We start from the raw sequence: 20,564 nt of genomic DNA, 5'->3' as shown, positions 1-20,564 counted from the left end.
AGGATGAGGGCTTGTGGTGCTTTCCCTCATCCTGAGGGTGAGCGAAGCGAACGTCTCGAAGGATCAGGGAAAAGCACCTACCCCCCTCCGTCTGGCAAGCCAGACACCTACCCCGTAAACGGGGGAGGACATCACCAGTCCAGGATCATCCCCCGGTTGAGAAGCTCGGCGGCGTACCTGCAGAGCTTATAAATCCGCCCCAACCTCGTCATGCCCGCGCAGGCGGGCATCCAGAGATCATAGAGCGATGACGGTGCCAAGCGGCTCTGGGTTCCCGCCTGCGCGGGAACGACGAAAGGGAGGGAGATCAGAAAAACCCTACCCCTCCCCCTCTTCCGCCAGCGCGACCAGCACATCGCCTTCATTGACCTGCTGGCCCTCGGCGGCGTTGACCGCATCCACGACGCCGTCGCGCGGCGCGGTGAGTGCCATTTCCATCTTCATCGCTTCCATCACGGCGAGCGTCTGGCCCTTGGCGACGGTGTCGCCCGGCTTCACGGCCAGAGAGAGCACCTTGCCGGGCATGGGCGCCTTGACCGCATCGCCGCCCGCCAGCGCATCGGCATCCACCGCCGCATCGTGATCGCGCACCAGCACGGCCTGCCCCTGCAGGGTGATGAGAAGCCCGTCGCGATGATGCTCGACAGCGGCGAGCAGCGTGTCGTCTTCGTGAACGAACTCGACCACGCCGCCCTGCTCACCCAGATAGCCCTGCACGTCGCTGAGCTGGAGCGGTTCACCGTTCACGCTGACGCCGCCTTGCGCGAGACGCACGGACAAGCGCTCCCCGCCCGCATCAAACCCGTACTCCACGCGCGGCGCGGCGTTCAGACGGAAACCGGCAAGCGAATCCCACGGATCGCTGCCGCGCCCGGCCCCGGAGAGGACCAGCGCCGCCACGCCGTAATGCAGCGCAGGCAGGCCCGGCGGCACGAGTTCGTCCAGATGCGCCTCGATAAAGCCGGTATAGACATCGCCTGCGCCGAAATCAGGGTGAGCCAGCGCGCGGCGCAAAAAGCCTGCATTGGTGCGCACCGGCCAGACGCCGACATCGCTGTCAATGGCGTCGATGAGGCGCTCAATAGCCTCCTCGCGATCACCGCCATGGGCAATGATCTTGGCGATCATCGGGTCGTAGAACATGGTGACTTCGCCGCCCTGCTCTACGCCTGAATCCACGCGCACGCCCTCACGCCCCTCGGGCAGATCAAGGCGCTCCAGCACGCCGGTGGAGGGCAGGAAGCCCGTTACCGGGTCTTCGGCATAGAGCCGCGCCTCGATGGCGTGACCGGAAAGCGTGATCTCGTCCTGCGCGGGCACGCGGCCACCGGCAGCGACCTCCAGCTGCAGGCGCACCAGATCTAGCCCTGTCACCATCTCGGTGACGGGATGCTCCACCTGCAGGCGGGTATTCATTTCCATGAAGTAGAAACCGTCCGCGCGCAGCTCGCCGGAGCCATCGACGATGAACTCCACCGTGCCAGCGCCAGCATAGTTCACAGCCTGCGCGGCGCGCACAGCCGCCGAGCACATGGCCTCGCGCACCTCTTCGCTCATGCCGGGGGCGGGCGCTTCTTCCAGCACCTTCTGATGGCGGCGCTGCAGCGAGCAGTCCCGCTCGAACAGATGGACCACCTGGCCATGGCTATCGCCGAACACCTGCACCTCGATATGGCGCGGGCTGGTGATGTATTTCTCGATCAGCACGTTCTCATCGCCAAAGCTGGAGGCCGCTTCGCGCCTGCAGCTTTCCAGCGCGGCGGCGAAATCAGCCGATTTCTCCACCTTGCGCATGCCCTTGCCGCCGCCGCCGGCGACCGCCTTGATGAGCACCGGATAACCGATCTTGTCGGCCTGCTCTTTTAGGAAGTCCGCGTCCTGATTATCGCCGTGATAGCCGGGCGTAACCGGCACGCCTGCCGCCTCCATCAGCGCCTTGGCACGGTCTTTCAGGCCCATGGCCTCGATGGCTTCGGGGCTCGGACCGACAAAGATGATCTTGTTCTTCGCACAGGCGCGGGCGAAGGCGGCGTTCTCCGACAGGAAGCCATAGCCGGGGTGGATCGCGTCCGCGCCGGTGTCCTTGGCCGCCTGGATGATGCGCTCGGCGATCAGATAGCTCTCGCGCGCCGGTGACGGGCCGATATGCACCGCCTCATCAGCCATTTTCACATGCGGGGCGTTCGCGTCGGCGTCCGAATAGACCGCGACTGTGGCAATGCCCATCTGGCGCGCCGAACGGATGACACGGCAGGCGATTTCCCCGCGGTTGGCGATGAGGAGTTTGGTTATCATGGGCGCGCCCTCAATTTTCTGATCAGGTCTGTTGCGGCGTTGTGGGCGATCAGGCGCGCGGACGCAAGCGCGCAGCGGAGGCGCGGTGGACCGCCGCCACCAGCACGAAGCTGATAATCATCAGCAAATACCAGGAGCCGAGCTTGGCGAACGAAACCATGTGCCAGCCAGCCTCCTGCCCCGGATAGGCCCAGGCTCTGGCGAAGGTGCCGATATTCTCGGCAAACCAGATGAAGAGCGCGGTCAGAATCGCAGCCAGCAATAACGGCATGCAGCGATGCATCCTGTCTGGCCGGAACCAGATCACACACGGCCCGTAGATGAGCGCGCTAGCTGCGAAGAGACCAAGGCGGATGTCGATGGTGAAGTGGTGAGTGAAGAAGTTCACGTAAATGGCAAGTCCCAGCAGGCCCTGCAGCCACAAAGGCGGGAAGCGGTCATAGCGGAAATCGAACAGGCGCCAGACCCGCGCGATATAGCTGCCCACGGCCGCATACATGAAGCCGGAAAAGAGCGGCACGCCCGCGATGACCAGAATGGCATCCCCTGCTTCGGGATAGATCCAAGAGCCCATGGCCACCTTGAAGATTTCCATCACCGTGCCAACGAGGTGGAAGACAGCGATGACTTTTGCCTCCTCCCAGTTCTCCAGCCCGAAAGCGAGCATGCCGATCTGGATGAGTACGGCGGCAAGGGTCAGGAAATCATAGCGGGCGAGCGGCACATCAGCCGGGTAGACAAGGAAAGTCGCCAGCAGCAGGGCCAGCATCAGCGCACCGAACAGGCACGCCCAGCCCTGCTTGATGCCAAAGGCGAGGAATTCAAACGCGTAGCCGCTCCAGCGGCCCCGCACGAGCCGGGCTCGCAAGCGTTCGCGGCGCGCGTGAAACGCAGCCTCAATCTGGCGCAAGGAGAGCATGAATTGCGCCGGTGAGCGTTACTTCACCCAGCCCGGCTTGCGCTTTTCAAGGAAGGCGGCAAGGCCCTCCCGGCCCTCCTTGGAAACCCGGCGGTCGGCGATGAGCTTTGCAGTCTGCCTGCCAAGCCGGTCATCGATTTCCTTGCCTGTCACCTCGTCCACCAGCGCCTTGGAGGCCGCGACCGCGCCCGGCGCAGCGGCGAAGACCAGCTTTGCGACCATTTCCAGCGCGTCATCGAGATCGTCCGCGCTGTCCACCACATACTGAGCAAGGCCGATTTTATGGGCGAACTCGCCGTCAAAGCCTTCGGCGGTGGCGAACAGCGCCTTGGCCCAGCGCGGCCCGATGGCGCGCACCACAAACGGCGAGATGGTGGCGGGCGTCAGGCCGAGGCGCACTTCGGAGAAGCGGAATTTGGTGTCTTTCACCGCGATGGCGACATCGCAGGCCGCCACCAGCCCGGCCCCGCCGCCCATGGCCGCGCCCTGCACCAGAGCGACGGTCAGCTGCGGCAGGTCATGCAGGCGGCGCAACATGCGCGCCAGGCCCAGCGCGTCTTCCTCATTATCGTCATGGGTCCAGTCGGCGGCCGCCTTCATCCATTCAAGGTCTGCCCCGGCGGAAAAGCTGGGGCCAGCGCCGCGCAGGACCACCATGCGCACCTCGTCAGTATTGGCGCGCAGCGTCTCGAACATATCCGACAGGGTGGCGATCACGTCGGCGTTGAAGGCGTTGTGCTTGTCGGGGCGGTTCAGCGTGATGATCGCGGTGCCGCCCGGCGTAACGGACAGAAGGACATCGTTCTGGCTCATGGGGGAGGCTCCTCATCGGTGCGCGCGCAAATCGCGCGCTTTGCGCCATCATTAGGCCAGTGACGCGCCCAAAGCAAAGCGCCCCGGCCAGATGACCGGGGCGCTTTTCATGTCAGCACGGGAAAAAGGCGCCAATCCCCCGATCAGCGCCCCTGCCCGTCGTCATGCAACTGCCTAGCGGCGGAAGATGATGCTCTTGATCAGGAAGAGCACGATCAGGCCCACGAAATAGGCCAGCGCCAGGAAGGCGATATACTGCCAGTAGCTCATATCGGCCACCGGCGGCATCGAAAAGGCCGCGCTGTCGCGCACCATCGGCAATACCTGGTCGACCACGACGTGGATGATGACACCCACCACGGTGAAGATCAGGATTGCGCCAAAGCTCTGCATCATCAACGCCATCACGACGGCAATCACGCCCATCTGGATGCCCAGCTCGGTCCAGTTGCCCGGCCCGTGAATGTCCAGCCCGGCGCGCAGCCACGCCCATACAGGCTCCAGATAGCCCCATACCGTATCGAGAATTTCCATTATGTTTCCCCTCATTCGCCTGCCCGAACGGGCATTCCCGTAGGCAACCGTGCCAAATTCTTACCAAAAAGCAAACAAAAACGCACCCTGCACGGGCGGGTTGAGCGCCCGGCAGCATAATGCATGCGCAGCAATCCTACCGTCTAAGGAGCAAACGCTTGAGCAATGCGAGCAGGCTGATGACGATCAGATAGCCCGCCAGCAGCGCCGCGACGTAGCGCCAGAACGGCATGGAGAGCACGTCCGGCAGGCGCAATGCGGCGTTATTGGCCAGCACCGGAAGCAGCGCATCGACCACCAGATGAACCAGTGCCGCGCCAAACACGAAAACGATCAGACGGCTCCAGGCGGGCAGAAGAAAGGCCGCCACCAGCGCGATGATAAGCCCCTGAACACCGTTTACGGTGCTGAAGCCCTGCCGGAAAAAATCCAGCACAGGTTGAAGTGCATCCATGAAAATCGCCCCCCGGCTCAGTTTGGATATGGTTAACCCATCAAACCGGGGACAGGCGCGATTGGCAAGCAAAAGCTGGCCAGCGTGCAGCAGGCGCTATTTCCCGGCGCGGCCGAGCGCGCGCATTTTCGCCAGCATGCGCTGGCGGCTCTCAGCGCTGAAATCAATCGCGCCAAAGATCGTGTGCTGGACGGGTTTGAACCCCGCCATCTGGAAGATACCGGCCTCCAGCGCTTTCAGGGAATGGGCGCGGTAGAAGATGTTGTAGGCAAAGCCCGGCATGCCCATCGTCATCACGATCCGCGCCGACTTGCCGCGCATGCGCTTGGCCGGCCACATGCCCTTCACCTCGGTCTTTACGAGGAAATCATTGCGGGCGAGATGCTCCAGAAATGCCTTGGTGCGCGCAGGCAGGGTGCCAAGCCATAGCGGGTGAACGAGCACCATGTGATCGGCCCGCTCCAGCATGGCCTGAACGGCGGCAATATCGACCGGCGGCGGCGTGACGAAGGCTTGCGCATTCTCCAGAAAGGCAAATTCCAGCGCGCCTATATCCACCCGCGCCACCGCGTTGCCCCCCTCGTGCGCGCCCTCCTGATAGGCATTGCACAAGGCATGGCAGAACCGCTCCTTCGAGGGATCGGGGTGTCCGTTTACCAGAAGGATGGAACGCGCCATGTCTCAAATCTCCCCAGCTGAAGTGGGGACATTAGCGTGCGTTGCAGCCAAACGCCATGCGGCAGATTGGGCGGCTCAGCCTGCCTCGCAGCGCGTAAAGCCTGAATAGGTGCTGGAGCCGGTCAGATTATGGGTCTGCAGCATGGCAACGGCGACAATCGCATAGCGCTGGTCTGCCACCACAACGGGGCCGTCGGGCCAGGCGGGGCGGAAATTGACCCGTGTTTCATAATCGCGAATGCGCACGACCGCGTTGGGCCGGAAGCTCGACGGAGCCTTCACTTCCCGGAATGCCACCATGGCCGTGTCCGGGTCTATGCCGACTTCGGCCACCACGTTTTCGGCGACGTCAAAGCTGAATCCGCCACCCGCGAGCGGAAGGCTCACCGGCTGGAACTGGTAGATGGCCAGCCCGTCCTCCCAGCGCACAAAGCGCGGCGTGTCTGCGCTCTCCAGAAGGCGGTCAGGCGACTGGCGGATCATCTGGCGCGGGTCTTCGGGAAAGTTTGCCGCCAGTTCCTCATCCAGCGGCTGTGAGCGGGCGTCCAGCCAGCGGGCAGCGCCCTCGCCCTGCTCAACGATAAAACCGCCATCCTCGTTCCAGTGCGGGGCATAGGCAAAGCCGCACACCTCGCCGGCGCGGTCATTATGAAGCTGGGCGGTGGCCACCGCCCGCTGGAACAGGTCTGCGGGCGGCTCATCGGCCAGCGCAGGACTGGCAGACAGCAGCAGGGCGGGAAGAATCACGGAGCAGCGCGGGAAACTTTTCATGACCGCATGATTATCCCGGCGCGCGCGGCGCGAAAGCGGGTTTTTGCTTTCCTACCAAGATTTAATGGGGCGGAGGGATGGGAAGAAACGCGGGGGGAGAACGGAAAACCTCCCCCGCCTGTCATTCTCCGGCCGAGCGCCAGCGAGGTCCGGGGAACCCATGCCTCTTCAGGTTCCCGAAGTCGCGGGCGCGAAGGCCCGTCCCCGGCTTGATCGGGGATCGCGCTTTTCAGGCCGCTTCGCGGCCTGTCTGACATCCCGCTTGCCTCTCCTCCGGATCCCCGGCCACCGAGCCGGGGGCCATTTTTCCAGCCGCCGGGCCTGTCCATGGGTCCCCCGTTCCCCGTTTTCACGGGGACAGGCGCGGCGGGGGACCCCGGTTGGACCAGCGGGGCAGTAAACGGCGCGAAGCCCGGCCTGCCCCCGCGGAGGCAGGGGATGGGCTGAGCACTAGGAAAAAGACTGGGCACCGGCTTCCGCCGGTGAAACGCGGGGGCCGGTGAAACGCGGGGAGTGATTACATCCTGAACACGCCAAAGCGCGTCTTCTCGATGGGCGCGTTGAGGCAGGCGGAGAGCGCAAGGCCCACCACGTCGCGGGTCTGGGACGGCGCGATCACGCCATCATCCCACAGCCTTGCGGTGGAGTAATAGGGCGAGCCCTCGGCCTCGTATTTCTCGCGGATCGGGGCCTTGAAGGCGTCTTCGGCTTTCGCGCTCCACTCCTCCCCGCGCAGCTCCATCCCGTCGCGTTTTACCGTGGCGAGCACGCTCGCGGCCTGTTCGCCGCCCATGACGGAGATGCGGGCATTGGGCCACATGAAGAGGAAGCGGGGGCCATAGGCGCGCCCGCACATGCCGTAATTGCCCGCCCCGTAAGAGCCGCCAATGATGATGGTGATTTTCGGCACGCGCGCGCAGGACACGGCCGTGACGAGCTTGGCCCCGTCCTTGGCGATGCCGCCCGCCTCGTATTTGGAGCCGACCATGAAGCCGGTAATGTTCTGCAGGAAGAGGAGCGGGATGCCGCGCTGGCAGCACAGCTCGATGAAGTGTGCGCCTTTGAGCGCGCTTTCAGAGAAGATCACGCCATTATTGGCGATGATGCCGACCGGCATGCCATGCACGCGCGCAAAGCCGCACACCAGCGTGTCACCGTAGAGCGCCTTGAACTCGTCAAAGCGCGAACCATCCACCAGCCGCGCGATCACCTCGCGCACATCATAGGGCGTGCGCACGTCTGACGGGATCACGCCATTGAGCGTTTCCGGATCGATGGCCGGGGCTTCCGGCTCGGCCAGATCCATGTCCACGCGTTTTACCGTGTTGAGCCCGGCCACGATGCGCCGCGCGGTCTGCAGTGCATGGTCGTCATTGGCAGCGTAGTGATCGACCACGCCGGAGCGGCGGGCGTGAACGTCCGCGCCGCCGAGATCCTCTGCCGAGATCACCTCGCCGGTCGCGGCCTTCACCAGCGGCGGACCGCCGAGGAAGATGGTGCCCTGCTTCCTCACGATCACGGTCTCGTCGCTCATGGCGGGCACATAGGCGCCGCCAGCGGTGCATGAGCCCATGACCACGGCCACTTGCGCGATGCCTTCGGATGAGAGCGTGGCCTGATTGTAGAAGATGCGGCCGAAATGCTCCCGGTCAGGGAAGACATCGGCCTGGAAGGGCAGATTCGCGCCGCCGGAATCCACCAGATAGACGCAGGGCAGCCGGTTCTCGCGGGCGATCTCCTGCGCGCGCAAATGCTTCTTCACGGTCAGCGGATAATAGGTCCCGCCCTTCACCGTGGCGTCATTGCAGACGATCATCACCTCGCGGCCCGACACCCGGCCAATGCCGGCAATCATGCCCGCGCCGTGCACATCGCCCTCATACATGCCATTGGCCGCCAGAGCGCCAATCTCCAGAAACGGCGTGCCGGGGTCCAGCAGGCGCTCCACGCGCTCGCGGGGCAGCAGCTTGCCGCGCGCCAGATGCTTCTCGCGTGCGCGCTCCGGCCCGCCCAGCGCGGCTTCAGCGGTGCGCGCTTTCAGCTCGGCTACCAGCTCGTCCATGCGCGCGGCATTGGCCTTGAAACTGTCGGAGGCGGGGTCGAGCCTGGAGGTAAGCTGGGTCATGAGCGGCTTCCTGATGTCGAGATGGCAGCAAGCGCTGCTCTTAGCCGGTAACATGGCGCAAGTGCAATGTAAGCAGTGCGTTGGCTTGTTTGTCCGGTCATTGCATCCAGACAGCCTCTTGCCTGCATCAGGGTGTTAAAGCCACTCCACTTCGTCGAAGGAAAGTTTTCATGTTGAAACAGTTCGCGGGCCTCTTGGGCGCACTCATCTTCGCAAGCAGCGCCTATGCTCAAAACGATGATACGCGTCCGGCCGGCGATACGCAGGTCATGGTACTGGGCACCTTCCATTTCACCGGAGGCGGCAGCGATTACGTCAATCCGGAGGTGGACGACTTCCTCTCCCCTCGGCGCCAGCAGGAAATCGCGGACATTCTGGACCGGATCGAAGCCTTCCAGCCGGACCGGATCATCGTCGAGCTGGAACCCGAACACGAGGACTGGATCAATGACCGCTACCGGGCCTGGCGCGCTGGCGAAGCCGAGCTGACCGTCAATGAGCGTGACCAGATCGGCCTGCGTCTGGCGGCCCGTATGGGCCATGAACAGGTCTGGGCGGTGGACTATCAGAACGGGATGGACTTCCAGGCCATGCTGGGGGCCGCGCAGGAGGCCGGACAGACATATCTGCTCGAAGCCTTCCAGCAGACGATTGGCGAGGTGGAAGTGTTCTTCTCGCGTAATGCCGATGGCACTATTCGCGCCCGGCTGATCGACGCCAACTCCGCCGAGATGCTGGATTTCCACCGCATGTATCTCTGGCTGGCGCAGGCCGGAACGGTCGAGGATCCGGTGGGCGCACACCAGATGGCGGCCTGGTGGGGACGCAACCTTATCATTTTCGCCCGCATCGCGCAGATCGCCCAGCCGGGCGAGCGGGTGCTGGTCATCTACGGCGCGGGCCACAAATACCTGCTTGACTATTATATCAGGGAAGCGCCCGGCTTCACCCTGGTCGATCCGCTGGACTATCTGCATTAGCCGTCCAGCTGGACCGGCGCTGATATCACACTGGCATGCCCGCCCTCCCGGTCTAGAGTGACGCCCTCACCCTGTGACCGGGAGCGCGCCCATGAGTTATACCAGCTTCGCCTTGTCGTCAGACGGGCCGATTACCCGCCTGACGCTGAACCGTCCTGACAAGCGCAACACGATGACGCCCGCCTTCTGGCGCGAACTGCCAGAAGCGGTGAATGCGCTGTCGGACGAGGGCGAGACACGAGTACTGATTCTCGATGCGCAAGGCCCGGTCTTTACCGCCGGCATGGACATATCGGTGTTCTCCGACCCCAACGCGCTGACCACCGACACCGCCGCCGCGCGCCAAGCCTTCATGGACGCCGCCATGTCCTTGCAGGATGCGTTCACGGCGTTCGAGCGCGCCCGCTTCCCGGTCATCGCCGCCATGCAGGGGCCGTGCGTCGGCGGCGGGGTGGACATGGTGACCGCCTGTGATCTGCGTTACGCGACGAAAGACGCCTGGCTGCGCATCGAGGAGACCAATATCGGCATGATGGCCGATGTCGGCACGCTGCAGCGCCTGCCGCGCCTGATCCCCTCCGGTATCGCACTGGAGCTGGCCTATACGGGCGAAACGCTCAGCCCTGAGCGCGCCTATGCGCTGGGCCTTCTCAATGGCGTCCTGCCCGATGAAGCGGCCCTGAAAGCCCATGTGAACGCGGTGGCAGCCCGCATCGCCAGCCGCCCGCCCCTGACGATTGCGGGCATCAAGAAGTCCCACCTCTATTCGCGCGATCACTCGGTTGCCGATAGTCTCGAACATGTGATGACACTGCAGGCTTCCATCTGGAATCCGCATGATATTGTCGAGGCGATGGCCGCCCGGTCTGAAAAGCGCGATGGCAATTTCACGCCCCTCGCGCCAGTCAGAAGGCTGGGCCGCGACACCTAAACAACAAGAACCGGGGAGTTCAAAACCATGACCAGCACACTTCGCCAGCGCCTGTCCGGCGCCGCCATGACGGCTATTCTTCTGTCGGCCCCGATGGTGGCGGCTCCTGCCTTTGCCAGCTTCGCCGCGCAGGACGCGGCGGCCGAACAGAGTGAAAGCCAGCGCCTCAACGCCTGGTTTGAACAGATCGAGCAGGAAGACCTCGACCGCAGCCCGCTGATGAAGGCCTATCGCGGCATTATCGATGAGGATTACGGCCTGTGGGGCGATTTCAGCAATGAATTTGCCGAAGAGAGCTTCCAGATCAGCGAAGACCGGCTGGCCTATATGCGCGGGAATTTCGATTTCGACGCGCTGGACCCGTCAGCCCAGCTCAGCTGGCGCCTGTTTGAATACGGCCAGGAGAATGCAAGGGCCAACCACCCCTTCCGCCGCCACGGCTATGTCTTCCACCAGATGAGCGGCATGCATGCCAACATCCCGGTTTTCCTGACGACCATTCACCGCATCAACTCGCTGGAAACCGCCGAGGCCTGGGTCTCCCGTGCGGGCAGTGTGGACGAGGTGATGAACACGCTGATCGACGAGGCCGAGGCCCGCTTCGAGATGGGCATCCAGCCGCCGCGCTGGATGTATGACTACATCATCGAGACCGCGCAGAACGTCATTTCCGGCGCGCCTTTCGAGGGCGAAGGCGATAACATCGTCTGGGAAAGCTATGAGCGTAATATCAACCAGATAGATATCAGCGCCGAAGACCGCCTGCGCCTGCTCAATGAAGGCCGCACGGCGCTTGAAAGCTGGGTAGCCCCTTATGAGCGGCTGATCTCGGTGATGACCGCCCAGCGCGAAAGTGCAGCCGCCGGTGACGGCGTTTGGCGCCTGCCCGAAGGCGAAGCCTTCTACAATGCACGCTTGGCCAATTTCACCACCACAGACCTGAGCGCGCAAGACATCCATGATCTGGGCGTGCAGAATGTGGAGCGCATCCATCGCGAGATGGAAGCCATCATGGCGGAAGTGGAATTTGACGGCAGCCTGCAGGAATTCTTCGTGTTCATGCGCGAAGACCCGCAATTCTACTATCCCAACACCGATGAGGGCCGTCAGGCCTATCTTGATGAGGCCACCGCTGTCATCGAGCGCATGAATGAGCGCCTGCCCGAATACTTCATCACCCTGCCCCAGCACGCGCTGGAAGTGCGCCGGGTGGAGCCCTTCCGCGAGGCGTCCGCCGGCAAGGCCTTCTATTCGCGCCCGGCAGCCGACGGTTCGCGCCCCGGCATCTACTACGCAAACCTGCGCGATATGGCCGACATGCCGATCTACCAGATGGAGGCGCTGGCCTATCACGAGGGCAATCCCGGCCACCACATGCAGCTCGCCATCATGACCGATCTGGAGGACGTACCCGCCTTCCGCCGGTTTGGCGGCTACACCGCCTACACCGAAGGCTGGGGCCTCTATACCGAGTACCTGCCGCTGGAAATGGGCTTCTATGAAGACCCGTATTCCAACTTTGGCCGCCTCGCGATGGAGCTGTGGCGCGCGGCGCGCCTGGTCGTCGATACCGGGCTTCACTACAAGCAATGGTCCCGCGAGCAGGCCATCGAATATCTGGTGGAGAACACGCCCAACTCGCGCGGTGACGCCACCAACGCCATCGAGCGCTATATCGTCATGCCCGGCCAGGCGACCGCCTACATGATCGGCATGCTGGAAATTCTCGCATTGCGCGAGCGGGCCGAGACAGCGCTTGGCGATGATTTCGATATCCGCATGTTCCACGAGGTGGTCTTGCGCGATGGCGCGGTGCCGCTGGCGATACTTGAAGAGTTGATCGATGAATGGATCGCCGAGGTTCAGGCGGGCTAGGGGCCGCGCGCTCCTCGTCAGTCCGGGATGAGCGGGAGGCCGGCCCGCTCCGATGTCCTCCCCCGTTTACGGGGGAGACACCCACCCTCGTCATCCCCGCGCAGGCGGGGATCCAGAGATCGAAGAGCGAAGTCCGTGCAAAATGGCTCTGGGTTCCCGCCTGCGCGGGAACGACGATGTGTTGAAGGCCAGCGCTATAGCGGCAAGCTCTTCGGGCTTCTGGACTGACGAACGGAGAACGCCATCCGCAAAGACAGGTGTTCGACGGCGCGGACTCATGAGCGTATCTTGGGCGGCATCTGGACGATGACCGGGTAGCGCGCTACGCAACCCGGCGAGGGCGCGACCAATATGGACATGAATCTCGGCTTCCTTCCCTTCCTGAACCGTCTGGAAAAGGCGGCACTGAAGGCTGTCGAGGCCGAGGTAGAATGGTTCTGCCTGCCCGCCGGTCAGACCCTGTTTGAAGCCGGCGATCCGGCTGATGCCTTCTATCTGGTGCGCTCCGGCGCGCTGGCGGCCTTCCGCACCGGGGCCGACGGGCGGCCCGAACTCGTCGGCCATATCCGCGCTGGCGAGCCGATAGGCGAAATGGCGCTAGTCGAGGACCGGCCGCATTCGGCCAATATCTATGCGCTGCGCGATAGCGAGCTGATCCGCCTGCCCAAGGCCGCGTTTGAGAAGCTTACCCGGCGCCATGCCAGCCTGATGCGCGAGCTGGCGCGCATGATGCTGTTCCGGCTGCGCGGCGGCACGCTACGCTCCAAGGCCGAGCCGCGCGTGTTCGCGCTGATATCCACCTCGCCGACCATTGATCTCGCCTTGCGCTCGCGCCAGCTGAAAGACGCGCTCATCGCGCTGGGGCGCAGCTGCACGATCATCGGCGAGGAAGGTGATGTGATACCGCCCTCACAGCTTGATGAGGCCGAACGCACCGGCGATATCGTCATTCTCACCGCCCGCCTGAATGACGTGTCCTGGGCGCGTCAGGCGATTGGCCGGGCTGACCGCGTCTGGCTGCTGGCGCGCGGCGATGCCAGACCCTCTTTGCCCATCCTGCCTGAAGACCCCTCACCGGCTGCCAAGCTGCGCCTGATCGATGTCGTGCTGCTGCATCATGGCGGCAGCCGTAGCGTCGCCACACCGCAGGAATGGATGGACGCCGCCGAGGCCGCGCGCTGCTTCCACTGGCGCCAGTTCGAGGAGCGCGATGTGGCCCATCTGGCGCGCACGATGGCGGGGTGCTCGGTGGGGCTGGTCCTGTCTGGCGGCGGCAGCCGGGCCTATGCCCATATCGGCGCGATCCAGGCCTTCCGCGATCACGGCATCGAGTTCGACTTTGTGGCCGGCACCTCCATGGGCGCGATCATCGCCGCCGGTGTCGCCATGGGCTGGAGCAATGAGGAAATCGATACCCGCATCCGCAAGGCGTTCGTGGATTCCAGCCCTTTGAGCGACTGGACCCTGCCGGTGGTCAGCCTGGTGCGCGGCAAGGAGGTGGAAAAGCGCCTCGCCGAGCATTTCGGCGATGTCGACATTGCCGATCTGCACCGGCCCTTCTTCTGCGTGTCCTCAAACCTCACCGATGGCGCGGTGCGCATCCACCGCACGGGCCGCCTGCGCGACGCGCTGCGGGCTTCACTCGCCATTCCTGGGCTTTTGCCGCCCGTGATCGATGGCGAGAACGTGCTGGTGGACGGGGCGGTGTTCAACAACTTCCCCATCAAGGAACTCAAATCGAGCCATCGCGGCGCGAATATCGGTGTGGATGTGACCCGCAACCGCGCCATCAACCCGAAGGATTTCATCAACCCGCCGGGCTTTTTCGGCTGGGCGATGCGCCATGGCCTGTCCGATCCGCCGCCCATCGCCTCGCTTTTGATGCGCGCAGCCACCGCCGCCACGCTGGATGAACACGCCGAAACGCGCGAGGCCGCCGACATGCTGGTCCTGCCCGATATCGAGATGGATCTGCGCGAATGGCGCCGCTATGACGACGCCATCGTGGCGGGCTATGAAAGCACGATAGCCATGCTCAACAGCGCCGATCACCGGCTTATGGCGCGGCTGAAACCGGGGAAGTAGGGGTTAGCGCCAGACTCTTCACACCTCTTCGTCATCCCCGCGCAGGCGGGGATCCAGAGATCATGGAGCGAAGACAGTGCCAAGCGGCTCTGGGTTCCCGCCTGCGCGGGAACGACGAGAAGATGAGCAGGCTGCCGGCGGCAGACGCGCAGGTAATCTTACGCGCTCTCGCCGAAGAGTTCCCGTCCGATCAGCCAGCGGCGGATTTCGCTGGTGCCAGCGCCGATCTCGTAGAGCTTGGCATCGCGTAAGAGGCGGCCCGTCGGATATTCGTTAATATAGCCGTTCCCGCCGAGGATCTGGATGGCATCGAGCGCGCATTGCGTGGCAGCCTCAGCGGCAAAGAGGATCGCGCCAGCGGCGTCCTTACGGGTCGTCTTGCCTGCGTCGCAGGCTTGCGCCACGGCGTACACATAGGCGCGCGACGCGTTCATGCGCGTGTACATGTCGGCGATCTTGCCCTGCACGAGCTGGAACTCGCCAATGGATTTGCCGAACTGCTTGCGCTCATGGATGTAGGGCATGACCACATCCATGCAGGCCTGCATGATGCCGACCGGACCGGCAGAGAGCACAGCGCGCTCATAATCGAGCCCGCTCATCAGCACGCGCACGCCCTGGCCGATACCGCCCAGCACATTCTCTTCGGGCACTTCGCAATTATCGAAGACCAGTTCGCCGGTTTCAGAGCCGCGCATGCCCAGCTTGTCGAGCTTCTGGGCGACGGAGAAACCCTTCATGTCCTTCTCGATCAGGAAGGCGGTGATGCCTTTGGAGCCACCTTCGGGATCGGTCTTGGCATAGACCACCAGCACATCGGCGCTCGGCCCGTTGGTGATCCACATTTTCGAGCCATTGAGGACGTAGCGATCGCCCTTCTTCTCGGCTTTGAGACGCATGGAAACAACGTCCGAGCCTGCGCCCGGCTCGCTCATGGCAAGCGCGCCGACATGCTCGCCAGAGACGAGTTTGGGGAGATACTTTTCCCGCTGTGCGTCATTGCCATTGAGTTTGATCTGGTTGACGCACAGGTTTGAGTGCGCGCCATAGGAGAGGCCCACCGAAGCAGACGCGCGGGAGATCTCCTCCATCGCGATCACATGCTCGAGATAGCCAAGGCCCGAACCCCCATACTCCTCGCCGACGGTGATGCCGAGAAGGCCCAGCTCGCCCATCTCGCGCCAGAGGTGATGCGGGAACTCGTCCTTCACATCGATCTCGGCGGCCAGAGGCGCGATATTGTCGGAAGCAAAGCTGCGCACGGTGTCGCGCAGCATCTCTGCGGTCTCCCCCAGAGGGAATTCCAGCGTCGGGTATTGGTTCGATATCATGGCAGGCGAGATACCACGCCCGCCATTACGGTCAAGCTCCGGCTGTCTTTATTCCGCTTCTGGCGGGGTGAGTTGGTTCGCCGTATCAGCGCTTTCAGCTGAGGCTTTGGGCTCGCGCTTGCGGGTGATGAGTATCCAGCCCGAGGTGATGGTCAGCGCAATGCCCATGGCCGCTGCCACTGGCCCCAGAAGGCCAAAATCGACGATCTCCGGATCAGAGCCCCGCTCAATAATGGTCCACAGGCCAAAGCCCGTCATCGCCACGCCGACAGCCAAGTTCGCGGCGAACAGCCATGTGCCGCTGCCGGGCTGTTTTGAGGGCAGTGCCGGACCGGGTCCGGCCTGCGGCAGTTCGGGCGCCGGAGCTGCGCTGCCCATCAGCACGCCGGGATGGATCTCGTCCGCGTCAGCGGCTTCATCTTCCTCGGGCATGTCGGCCGGGCGGCCTACGGCCTGCACCTCGCCGGAAAAGCCTGCGCTGGGGGCGGGCGAATCGGCGCTGATAGTGCCGGGCTGAGCCGCCTCAGGCACCGCCGGCGTGACCGGCACCGCAATATCGGTACGGGTGATCGTCACCGACGATATGGCCGCATAGACCGGGACCGGGCCGACCTTGTAGCGGGGCTGCTCCGGTTCGGTCTGCGCTACGGGCTGCACTTCAGCTGCAGCCGGGCTTTCCGGCTCGGCGCGGCTCATGAAGCTGAAACCCAGACGGGCATCGCCGCGCACGGGCTCAGACTCCGCTTCCGGCTGTTCAACAGGTTGCGCCGGAACAGCCAGCGTCTCGGCCATTTGCGCATTCATACGCGCGATGACGCTATCAGTCGGGTCTTCAATCGCGTCGGGCGCAAGCGCCGGCGCCGGAACAGGCTGTTCGGCGACCGCTTCAGGCTCAGGCTCGGGTTCCGGCTCAGGTTCAGCTACCGGCTGAACTTCAGCTTCCGGCTCCGCTTGCGTTTCATCCTCGAACACCATGCCGCCCGGCTCCGGCGGATCGATAAATTCGAGCTCCAGATCGACAAGCGGGCCGATACGCGGCGCGGCCTCTGCAGGCTCCGGCGCGGGTTCGGGTACAGGCTCGGCGGCGGGGGCCGGTTCGGCCTGCTCCTGCACGCCGCGCAGATAGAGCGCCTTCTCGGCAGCGCGGCGGCGCACCAGGCGCTCGGAGACGACCAGACGGCCATCCTCCTCGGCGCGTACCCAGGTTTCCAGCGCGGCAGCGGCCTCCAGATGACGGCCATCACGGGCAAGACGCGCCACATCCGACACCTTGAATGCACCCGCACCGATGGAGCAGGCAAAGGAGACCAGCGCGTCGCGGACGGCGCCGGGCAGGTCCTCGCCCACCGCCTTGTCGATCGCCTGCTCGGCCTGGATCACATCATAGAGTAGCAGCAGCTCGGCATCTTCACGGCTGATACGCGCGCCTTCCCTGGCGGCAGCGGTGTGGCCGTAGCCCAGCGCCCAGCGCCGCCCACGGCGCAGCGCGTCGCCCAGGAAGGGTTCATGGGTCTTGATGAGTTCGCGCGCGGCGCGGCTGGATTTCAAGCGCGGCTTCATAAGTGTCCCGTTCCGAAACGCCCGTCAGGGGCCTTTGCGGTATCGTTGCAAATTGGTTGCCGCGCTACTGGCCGCGTCCCAGAACGTCCACAGTGGCGAGCGCGGTGAAGGGCGCGAACACGCCGCCGCCGACGCCGCCACCGATCAGAAACACGGCGCCGTCCAGCACCGCAGCAGCGGCCTCGGTGCGCGCACTTGTCAGCCTGCCGCCAGTTTGCCAGCTGCGCGCATCCGGCGCGGCCGTGAACACGGTGTCATGGGTGGAGCGCAGATCGTCACCGCGTCCGCCCAGCGCCAGCATGCGCGATCCGTCAAAGACCAGCGCATGACCGGCCCGCGCCTGCGGCAGGTCCGGCCCACGCCGCCACTGGCGCGTATCGATATTGTATATGTCCACGCGGGCAACCGCGCGGCGGTTCACAATTCCCCCCGTCACCCAGATTTCGCCGTTTACCAGCGTGATGCCGGCATCGCGGCGGCGCAGATCGGAGGGCGCTTCCAGCGCGGCCCATTCGCTTGTCTCGATATCGAAGACGAAAATGCCGCCCGGCTCTTCAGTGCCGCCTACGGCATATAGCCGGTTGTCATGGGCCACCATGGCAAAGGCCGCGCGCGGCGCGGGCATGGGCGTCTCGCTCTGCCAGACATCGGTTTCGGGGTCATAAGACCACATCTCGGCAATCGGCTCGCGGCCCGATTCCGAACTGTATCCGCCGGCCGCCCAGATGCGCCCGTCAGCGGCAGCAAGGCCAAAGCGCTCCAGCCCTTCGGGCAGGGGCGAGAGAGGCCGCCAGCGATTGATCTCGCTGTCATAGACCTCGAAATTGTCGCGCGGAGTGACGCGCCCTGCCCCGCCCGCGGCATAGATCTGATCATCCAGCGTGACGGCAGCCAGACCGGCGCGGGCACTTTCCAGCTCCGGCCCGCTCTGCCAGCCCGCATGCAGGGAAAGCCCGCTGCTGGCACCATCCTGTGCGTTTGCAGCGGACATCAGGGCAGACGGGCCTGTGACAGCAAGCGCGCCCGCAATCACAAGCGTGGAAAGGCAGACAGTACGGCGCAAGAAGCACCCTCCAGCACAGCGAACAACCAGACCTCAAGCCTCCCCTCGCCGGAAGGCAGGATTATGGCGGCAAGCCTACTGCGTGCAGCCCGGCAAGGCGAGGGTTGAGGTGATGTCAGCAGCGCAAAAATGAAAACACCCGGCCCGCGACATGCGAACCGGGTGGTTTTTCATATCTCTCCCGCAGGAGAGAAAATGGTGCGGCCGAGAAGACTCGAACTTCCACGGGTTGCCCCACAGCGACCTCAACGCTGCGCGTCTACCAGTTCCGCCACGGCCGCAAACTGGGAGACGGGCGTTTAGCAAGACCCAAGAGGAAAGGAAAGCCCTTCACTGCGCGAGCGCGCTCGATTTTCACGCGCACGCCGAAAGCTCTCATCAGGCGGCGAAATAGTCGTGAACGTCAGCCGCTTCGGTGATCGACACGGCGATATGATCGCCCTGTATGACGATCTCGCCGCGCGCGATGGGATGGTTATTGGCCAGAATCCACACTTCTTCATGCTCGGCGGCATCAAGGGGAATCACCGCGCCGCGTCCCATCCGCAAGAATTGCTGGATGGGCAGGCGCGAGCGGCCCAGAAGAACCGCAATTTCAATCTGCACAGCGCCGAGCTGACTCATAAGATGATGATACCTTGTCCCGCGTTTTCCCGCCGCACACCCTCACTTGAAAGCGGCGCGTTTACACACGATGTTCCGGGCCGGTTTCCGAGGCGTTAAGCAATGCAACAAAAACCAGCCGGATGGGCAGTTTCTGCAGCCCCGGTCGATTATGAAGCCGCTGTTGCGGCGATGGAGGCGCGCGTGGCGGCCATTCATCGCGGCGAGGCGGGCGAGCTGATCTGGCTATTGGAGCACCCTGCGCTCTACACCGCCGGCACCAGCGCGGACGCGTCAGACCTGCGCGAACCGGAGAAATTTCCGGTCTACCGTTCCGGCCGGGGCGGCGAATACACCTATCACGGGCCGGGCCAGCGCGTGGCCTATGTGATGATGGATTTGCGGGAACGCGGCCGCGATGCGCGCCAGTTCGTCAATAATCTCGAAGACTGGATCATCGGCGCGCTGGACCGTTTCAACATCAAGGGCGAGAAGCGCTGCGACCGGATCGGCGTGTGGGTGGACCGCACAGCTGTGGGCGGCCCGCCACGCGAGGACAAGATCGCCGCGATCGGCATCCGCCTGCGCCGCTGGATCTCGTTTCACGGCATCGCGCTGAATGTGGAGCCGGACCTTTCCCATTTTGGGGGGATAGTCCCGTGCGGGATTACCGATCCATCCTACGGCGTCACCAGCCTGACCGATCTGGGCCTGCCGGTAACGATGGACGATGCGGACTTCGCGCTGAAATCAGCGTTCGTGGAGATTTTCGGCGCGGTCGAGGACGAAGCACCGCCGGTTTGAGGTCAAGTCCTCGTCCTTCGAGACGGCCTTCGGCCTCCTCAGGATGAGGGCTTAAGCGCACTTTTCCCCTCATCCTGAGGGCGAACGCAGTGAGCGTCTCGAAGGACGAGGGGAAAAGCGCACCCTCACGCCCTGCGGGGCATGCGCGCAAACCAGAAGCCGATGGCAAACACGGTCAGCCAGAAGGCGATGGCTGACGGCCAGTCGCCAGCGGAAAACGCGGCCAGCGTATCGGCCTCGTTCTCGATCATCAGCTGCTGGAAGCCGGCAATGAGCTCATCGTCCTGACCGGCGGCCTGCACCTGCGCGGGGTCGTTGATGTCGACGCCCTGCGCTTCGAGATAGTCCATGAAGCCCGGCAGGATGGCCACCGTCACCGCGATAATGGCGACAATCGCCTTCACCGCCACACCCGCGGCCAGCGGCACGATCACCAGCGGGCCCTGGCGGCCGGCATCGCGCAGCCGGTTGATATGAAGCGCGGCAAGGCAGAACAGGATCAGCAGCCAGGCAAACATGGCGAGCCCCGCATCGAGCAGGGTCAGGCGCAGCGCGTCGGCAAAAGCGATAAATCCCAGCCCCAGCCAGAACGTGTCCGCGTCGGCGCGCGTATCGGGCAGGAAAAATGCACGGAAATTGATCGGCACAAGGGGGCTCCGGGACGGGGGAAAGCGTGTTTCGGGCCGCTTCTAGCCCAAGCCGGGAACGGGCGGAAGAGAAACGGGCGCGGGTTTGGCACCCGC

The 20,564-nt window shown here is 64.0% G+C and carries 18 protein-coding genes and 1 tRNA gene; 5 read left to right on the top strand and 14 right to left on the bottom strand.

The window, feature by feature from the left end:
* Positions 1–318: 318 nt before the first annotated feature.
* The 8 genes from ACTIGC_RS10975 to ACTIGC_RS10940 all read right to left on the bottom strand — a co-directional run bounded on the left by ACTIGC_RS10975 (position 319) and on the right by ACTIGC_RS10940 (position 8,589).
* A complete protein-coding gene (locus ACTIGC_RS10975) occupies positions 319–2,295 on the bottom strand; it encodes an acetyl/propionyl/methylcrotonyl-CoA carboxylase subunit alpha (RefSeq protein ID WP_439634442.1) in 1,977 nt (658 codons plus the stop codon).
* Between the two features lie 49 nt (positions 2,296–2,344).
* A complete protein-coding gene (locus ACTIGC_RS10970) occupies positions 2,345–3,148 on the bottom strand; it encodes a DUF817 domain-containing protein (protein ID WP_439634441.1) in 804 nt (267 codons plus the stop codon).
* Positions 3,149–3,232: 84 nt separating this feature from the next.
* Entirely contained in the window at positions 3,233–4,027 is a 795-nt protein-coding gene (locus tag ACTIGC_RS10965; RefSeq protein WP_439634440.1) for an enoyl-CoA hydratase-related protein, read from the bottom strand.
* Between the two features lie 174 nt (positions 4,028–4,201).
* Positions 4,202–4,561, bottom strand: a complete 360-nt coding sequence (locus ACTIGC_RS10960; protein WP_439634439.1) for a hypothetical protein — start codon at positions 4,559–4,561, stop codon at positions 4,202–4,204.
* 136 nt (positions 4,562–4,697) lie between these two features.
* Complete coding sequence (locus tag ACTIGC_RS10955; RefSeq protein WP_439634438.1) at positions 4,698–5,015, bottom strand: hypothetical protein; 318 nt, start codon at positions 5,013–5,015, stop codon at positions 4,698–4,700.
* Between the two features lie 96 nt (positions 5,016–5,111).
* Complete coding sequence (locus ACTIGC_RS10950; RefSeq protein WP_127566345.1) at positions 5,112–5,693, bottom strand: NAD(P)H-dependent oxidoreductase; 582 nt, start codon at positions 5,691–5,693, stop codon at positions 5,112–5,114.
* 75 nt (positions 5,694–5,768) lie between these two features.
* Complete coding sequence (locus ACTIGC_RS10945; RefSeq protein ID WP_439634437.1) at positions 5,769–6,464, bottom strand: hypothetical protein; 696 nt, start codon at positions 6,462–6,464, stop codon at positions 5,769–5,771.
* 517 nt (positions 6,465–6,981) lie between these two features.
* Complete coding sequence (locus tag ACTIGC_RS10940; RefSeq protein WP_439634436.1) at positions 6,982–8,589, bottom strand: carboxyl transferase domain-containing protein; 1,608 nt, start codon at positions 8,587–8,589, stop codon at positions 6,982–6,984.
* 170 nt (positions 8,590–8,759) lie between these two features.
* On the opposite strand from ACTIGC_RS10940, the gene ACTIGC_RS10935 reads away from it, so the two are divergent.
* From ACTIGC_RS10935 to ACTIGC_RS10920, 4 genes are all read left to right on the top strand, one after another.
* Entirely contained in the window at positions 8,760–9,569 is an 810-nt protein-coding gene (locus ACTIGC_RS10935; RefSeq protein WP_439634435.1) for a DUF5694 domain-containing protein, read from the top strand.
* Between the two features lie 91 nt (positions 9,570–9,660).
* Positions 9,661–10,500, top strand: coding sequence for an enoyl-CoA hydratase-related protein (locus tag ACTIGC_RS10930; protein ID WP_439634434.1), 840 nt, complete (start codon positions 9,661–9,663; stop codon positions 10,498–10,500).
* Between the two features lie 27 nt (positions 10,501–10,527).
* A complete protein-coding gene (locus ACTIGC_RS10925) occupies positions 10,528–12,375 on the top strand; it encodes a DUF885 domain-containing protein (protein WP_439634433.1) in 1,848 nt (615 codons plus the stop codon).
* A 351-nt stretch (positions 12,376–12,726) separates the two neighbouring features.
* Positions 12,727–14,460, top strand: coding sequence for a patatin-like phospholipase family protein (locus ACTIGC_RS10920; RefSeq protein ID WP_439634432.1), 1,734 nt, complete (start codon positions 12,727–12,729; stop codon positions 14,458–14,460).
* A gap of 158 nt (positions 14,461–14,618) precedes the next feature.
* On the opposite strand, the gene ACTIGC_RS10915 is transcribed toward ACTIGC_RS10920, so the two are convergent.
* The 5 genes from ACTIGC_RS10915 to ACTIGC_RS10895 all read right to left on the bottom strand — a co-directional run bounded on the left by ACTIGC_RS10915 (position 14,619) and on the right by ACTIGC_RS10895 (position 19,038).
* On the bottom strand, positions 14,619–15,791 hold the full coding sequence (locus ACTIGC_RS10915; protein WP_439634431.1) for an isovaleryl-CoA dehydrogenase: 1,173 nt from the start codon (positions 15,789–15,791) through the stop codon (positions 14,619–14,621).
* 48 nt (positions 15,792–15,839) lie between these two features.
* Positions 15,840–17,351 (bottom strand): glycoside hydrolase family protein, encoded by a 1,512-nt coding sequence (locus ACTIGC_RS10910; RefSeq protein WP_439634430.1) that lies wholly within the window; start codon positions 17,349–17,351, stop codon positions 15,840–15,842.
* Positions 17,352–17,415: 64 nt separating this feature from the next.
* The gene (locus tag ACTIGC_RS10905; protein ID WP_439634429.1) at positions 17,416–18,414 is read right to left on the bottom strand and encodes a Kelch repeat-containing protein; all 999 of its coding nucleotides are present in this window, start codon (positions 18,412–18,414) and stop codon (positions 17,416–17,418) included.
* 196 nt (positions 18,415–18,610) lie between these two features.
* Positions 18,611–18,695 (bottom strand) — tRNA-Leu (locus tag ACTIGC_RS10900).
* A gap of 97 nt (positions 18,696–18,792) precedes the next feature.
* Positions 18,793–19,038, bottom strand: coding sequence for a FliM/FliN family flagellar motor switch protein (locus tag ACTIGC_RS10895; protein WP_127566322.1), 246 nt, complete (start codon positions 19,036–19,038; stop codon positions 18,793–18,795).
* 102 nt (positions 19,039–19,140) lie between these two features.
* Between ACTIGC_RS10895 and lipB the strand changes: the two genes are divergently transcribed.
* Positions 19,141–19,821 (top strand): lipoyl(octanoyl) transferase LipB, encoded by a 681-nt coding sequence (gene lipB, locus ACTIGC_RS10890; RefSeq protein ID WP_439634428.1) that lies wholly within the window; start codon positions 19,141–19,143, stop codon positions 19,819–19,821.
* 125 nt (positions 19,822–19,946) lie between these two features.
* Here lipB and ACTIGC_RS10885 read toward each other — a convergent pair whose 3' ends face one another.
* Positions 19,947–20,468: a hypothetical protein gene (locus ACTIGC_RS10885; RefSeq protein ID WP_439634427.1), complete on the bottom strand. Its 522-nt coding sequence runs from the start codon at positions 20,466–20,468 to the stop codon at positions 19,947–19,949.
* Positions 20,469–20,564: the final 96 nt, after the last annotated feature.

It is taken from the genome of Glycocaulis sp. (genome assembly GCF_051859565.1).
Taxonomy (GTDB): domain Bacteria; phylum Pseudomonadota; class Alphaproteobacteria; order Caulobacterales; family Maricaulaceae; genus Glycocaulis.
This window is presented reverse-complemented; position numbering and strand designations above follow the sequence as displayed.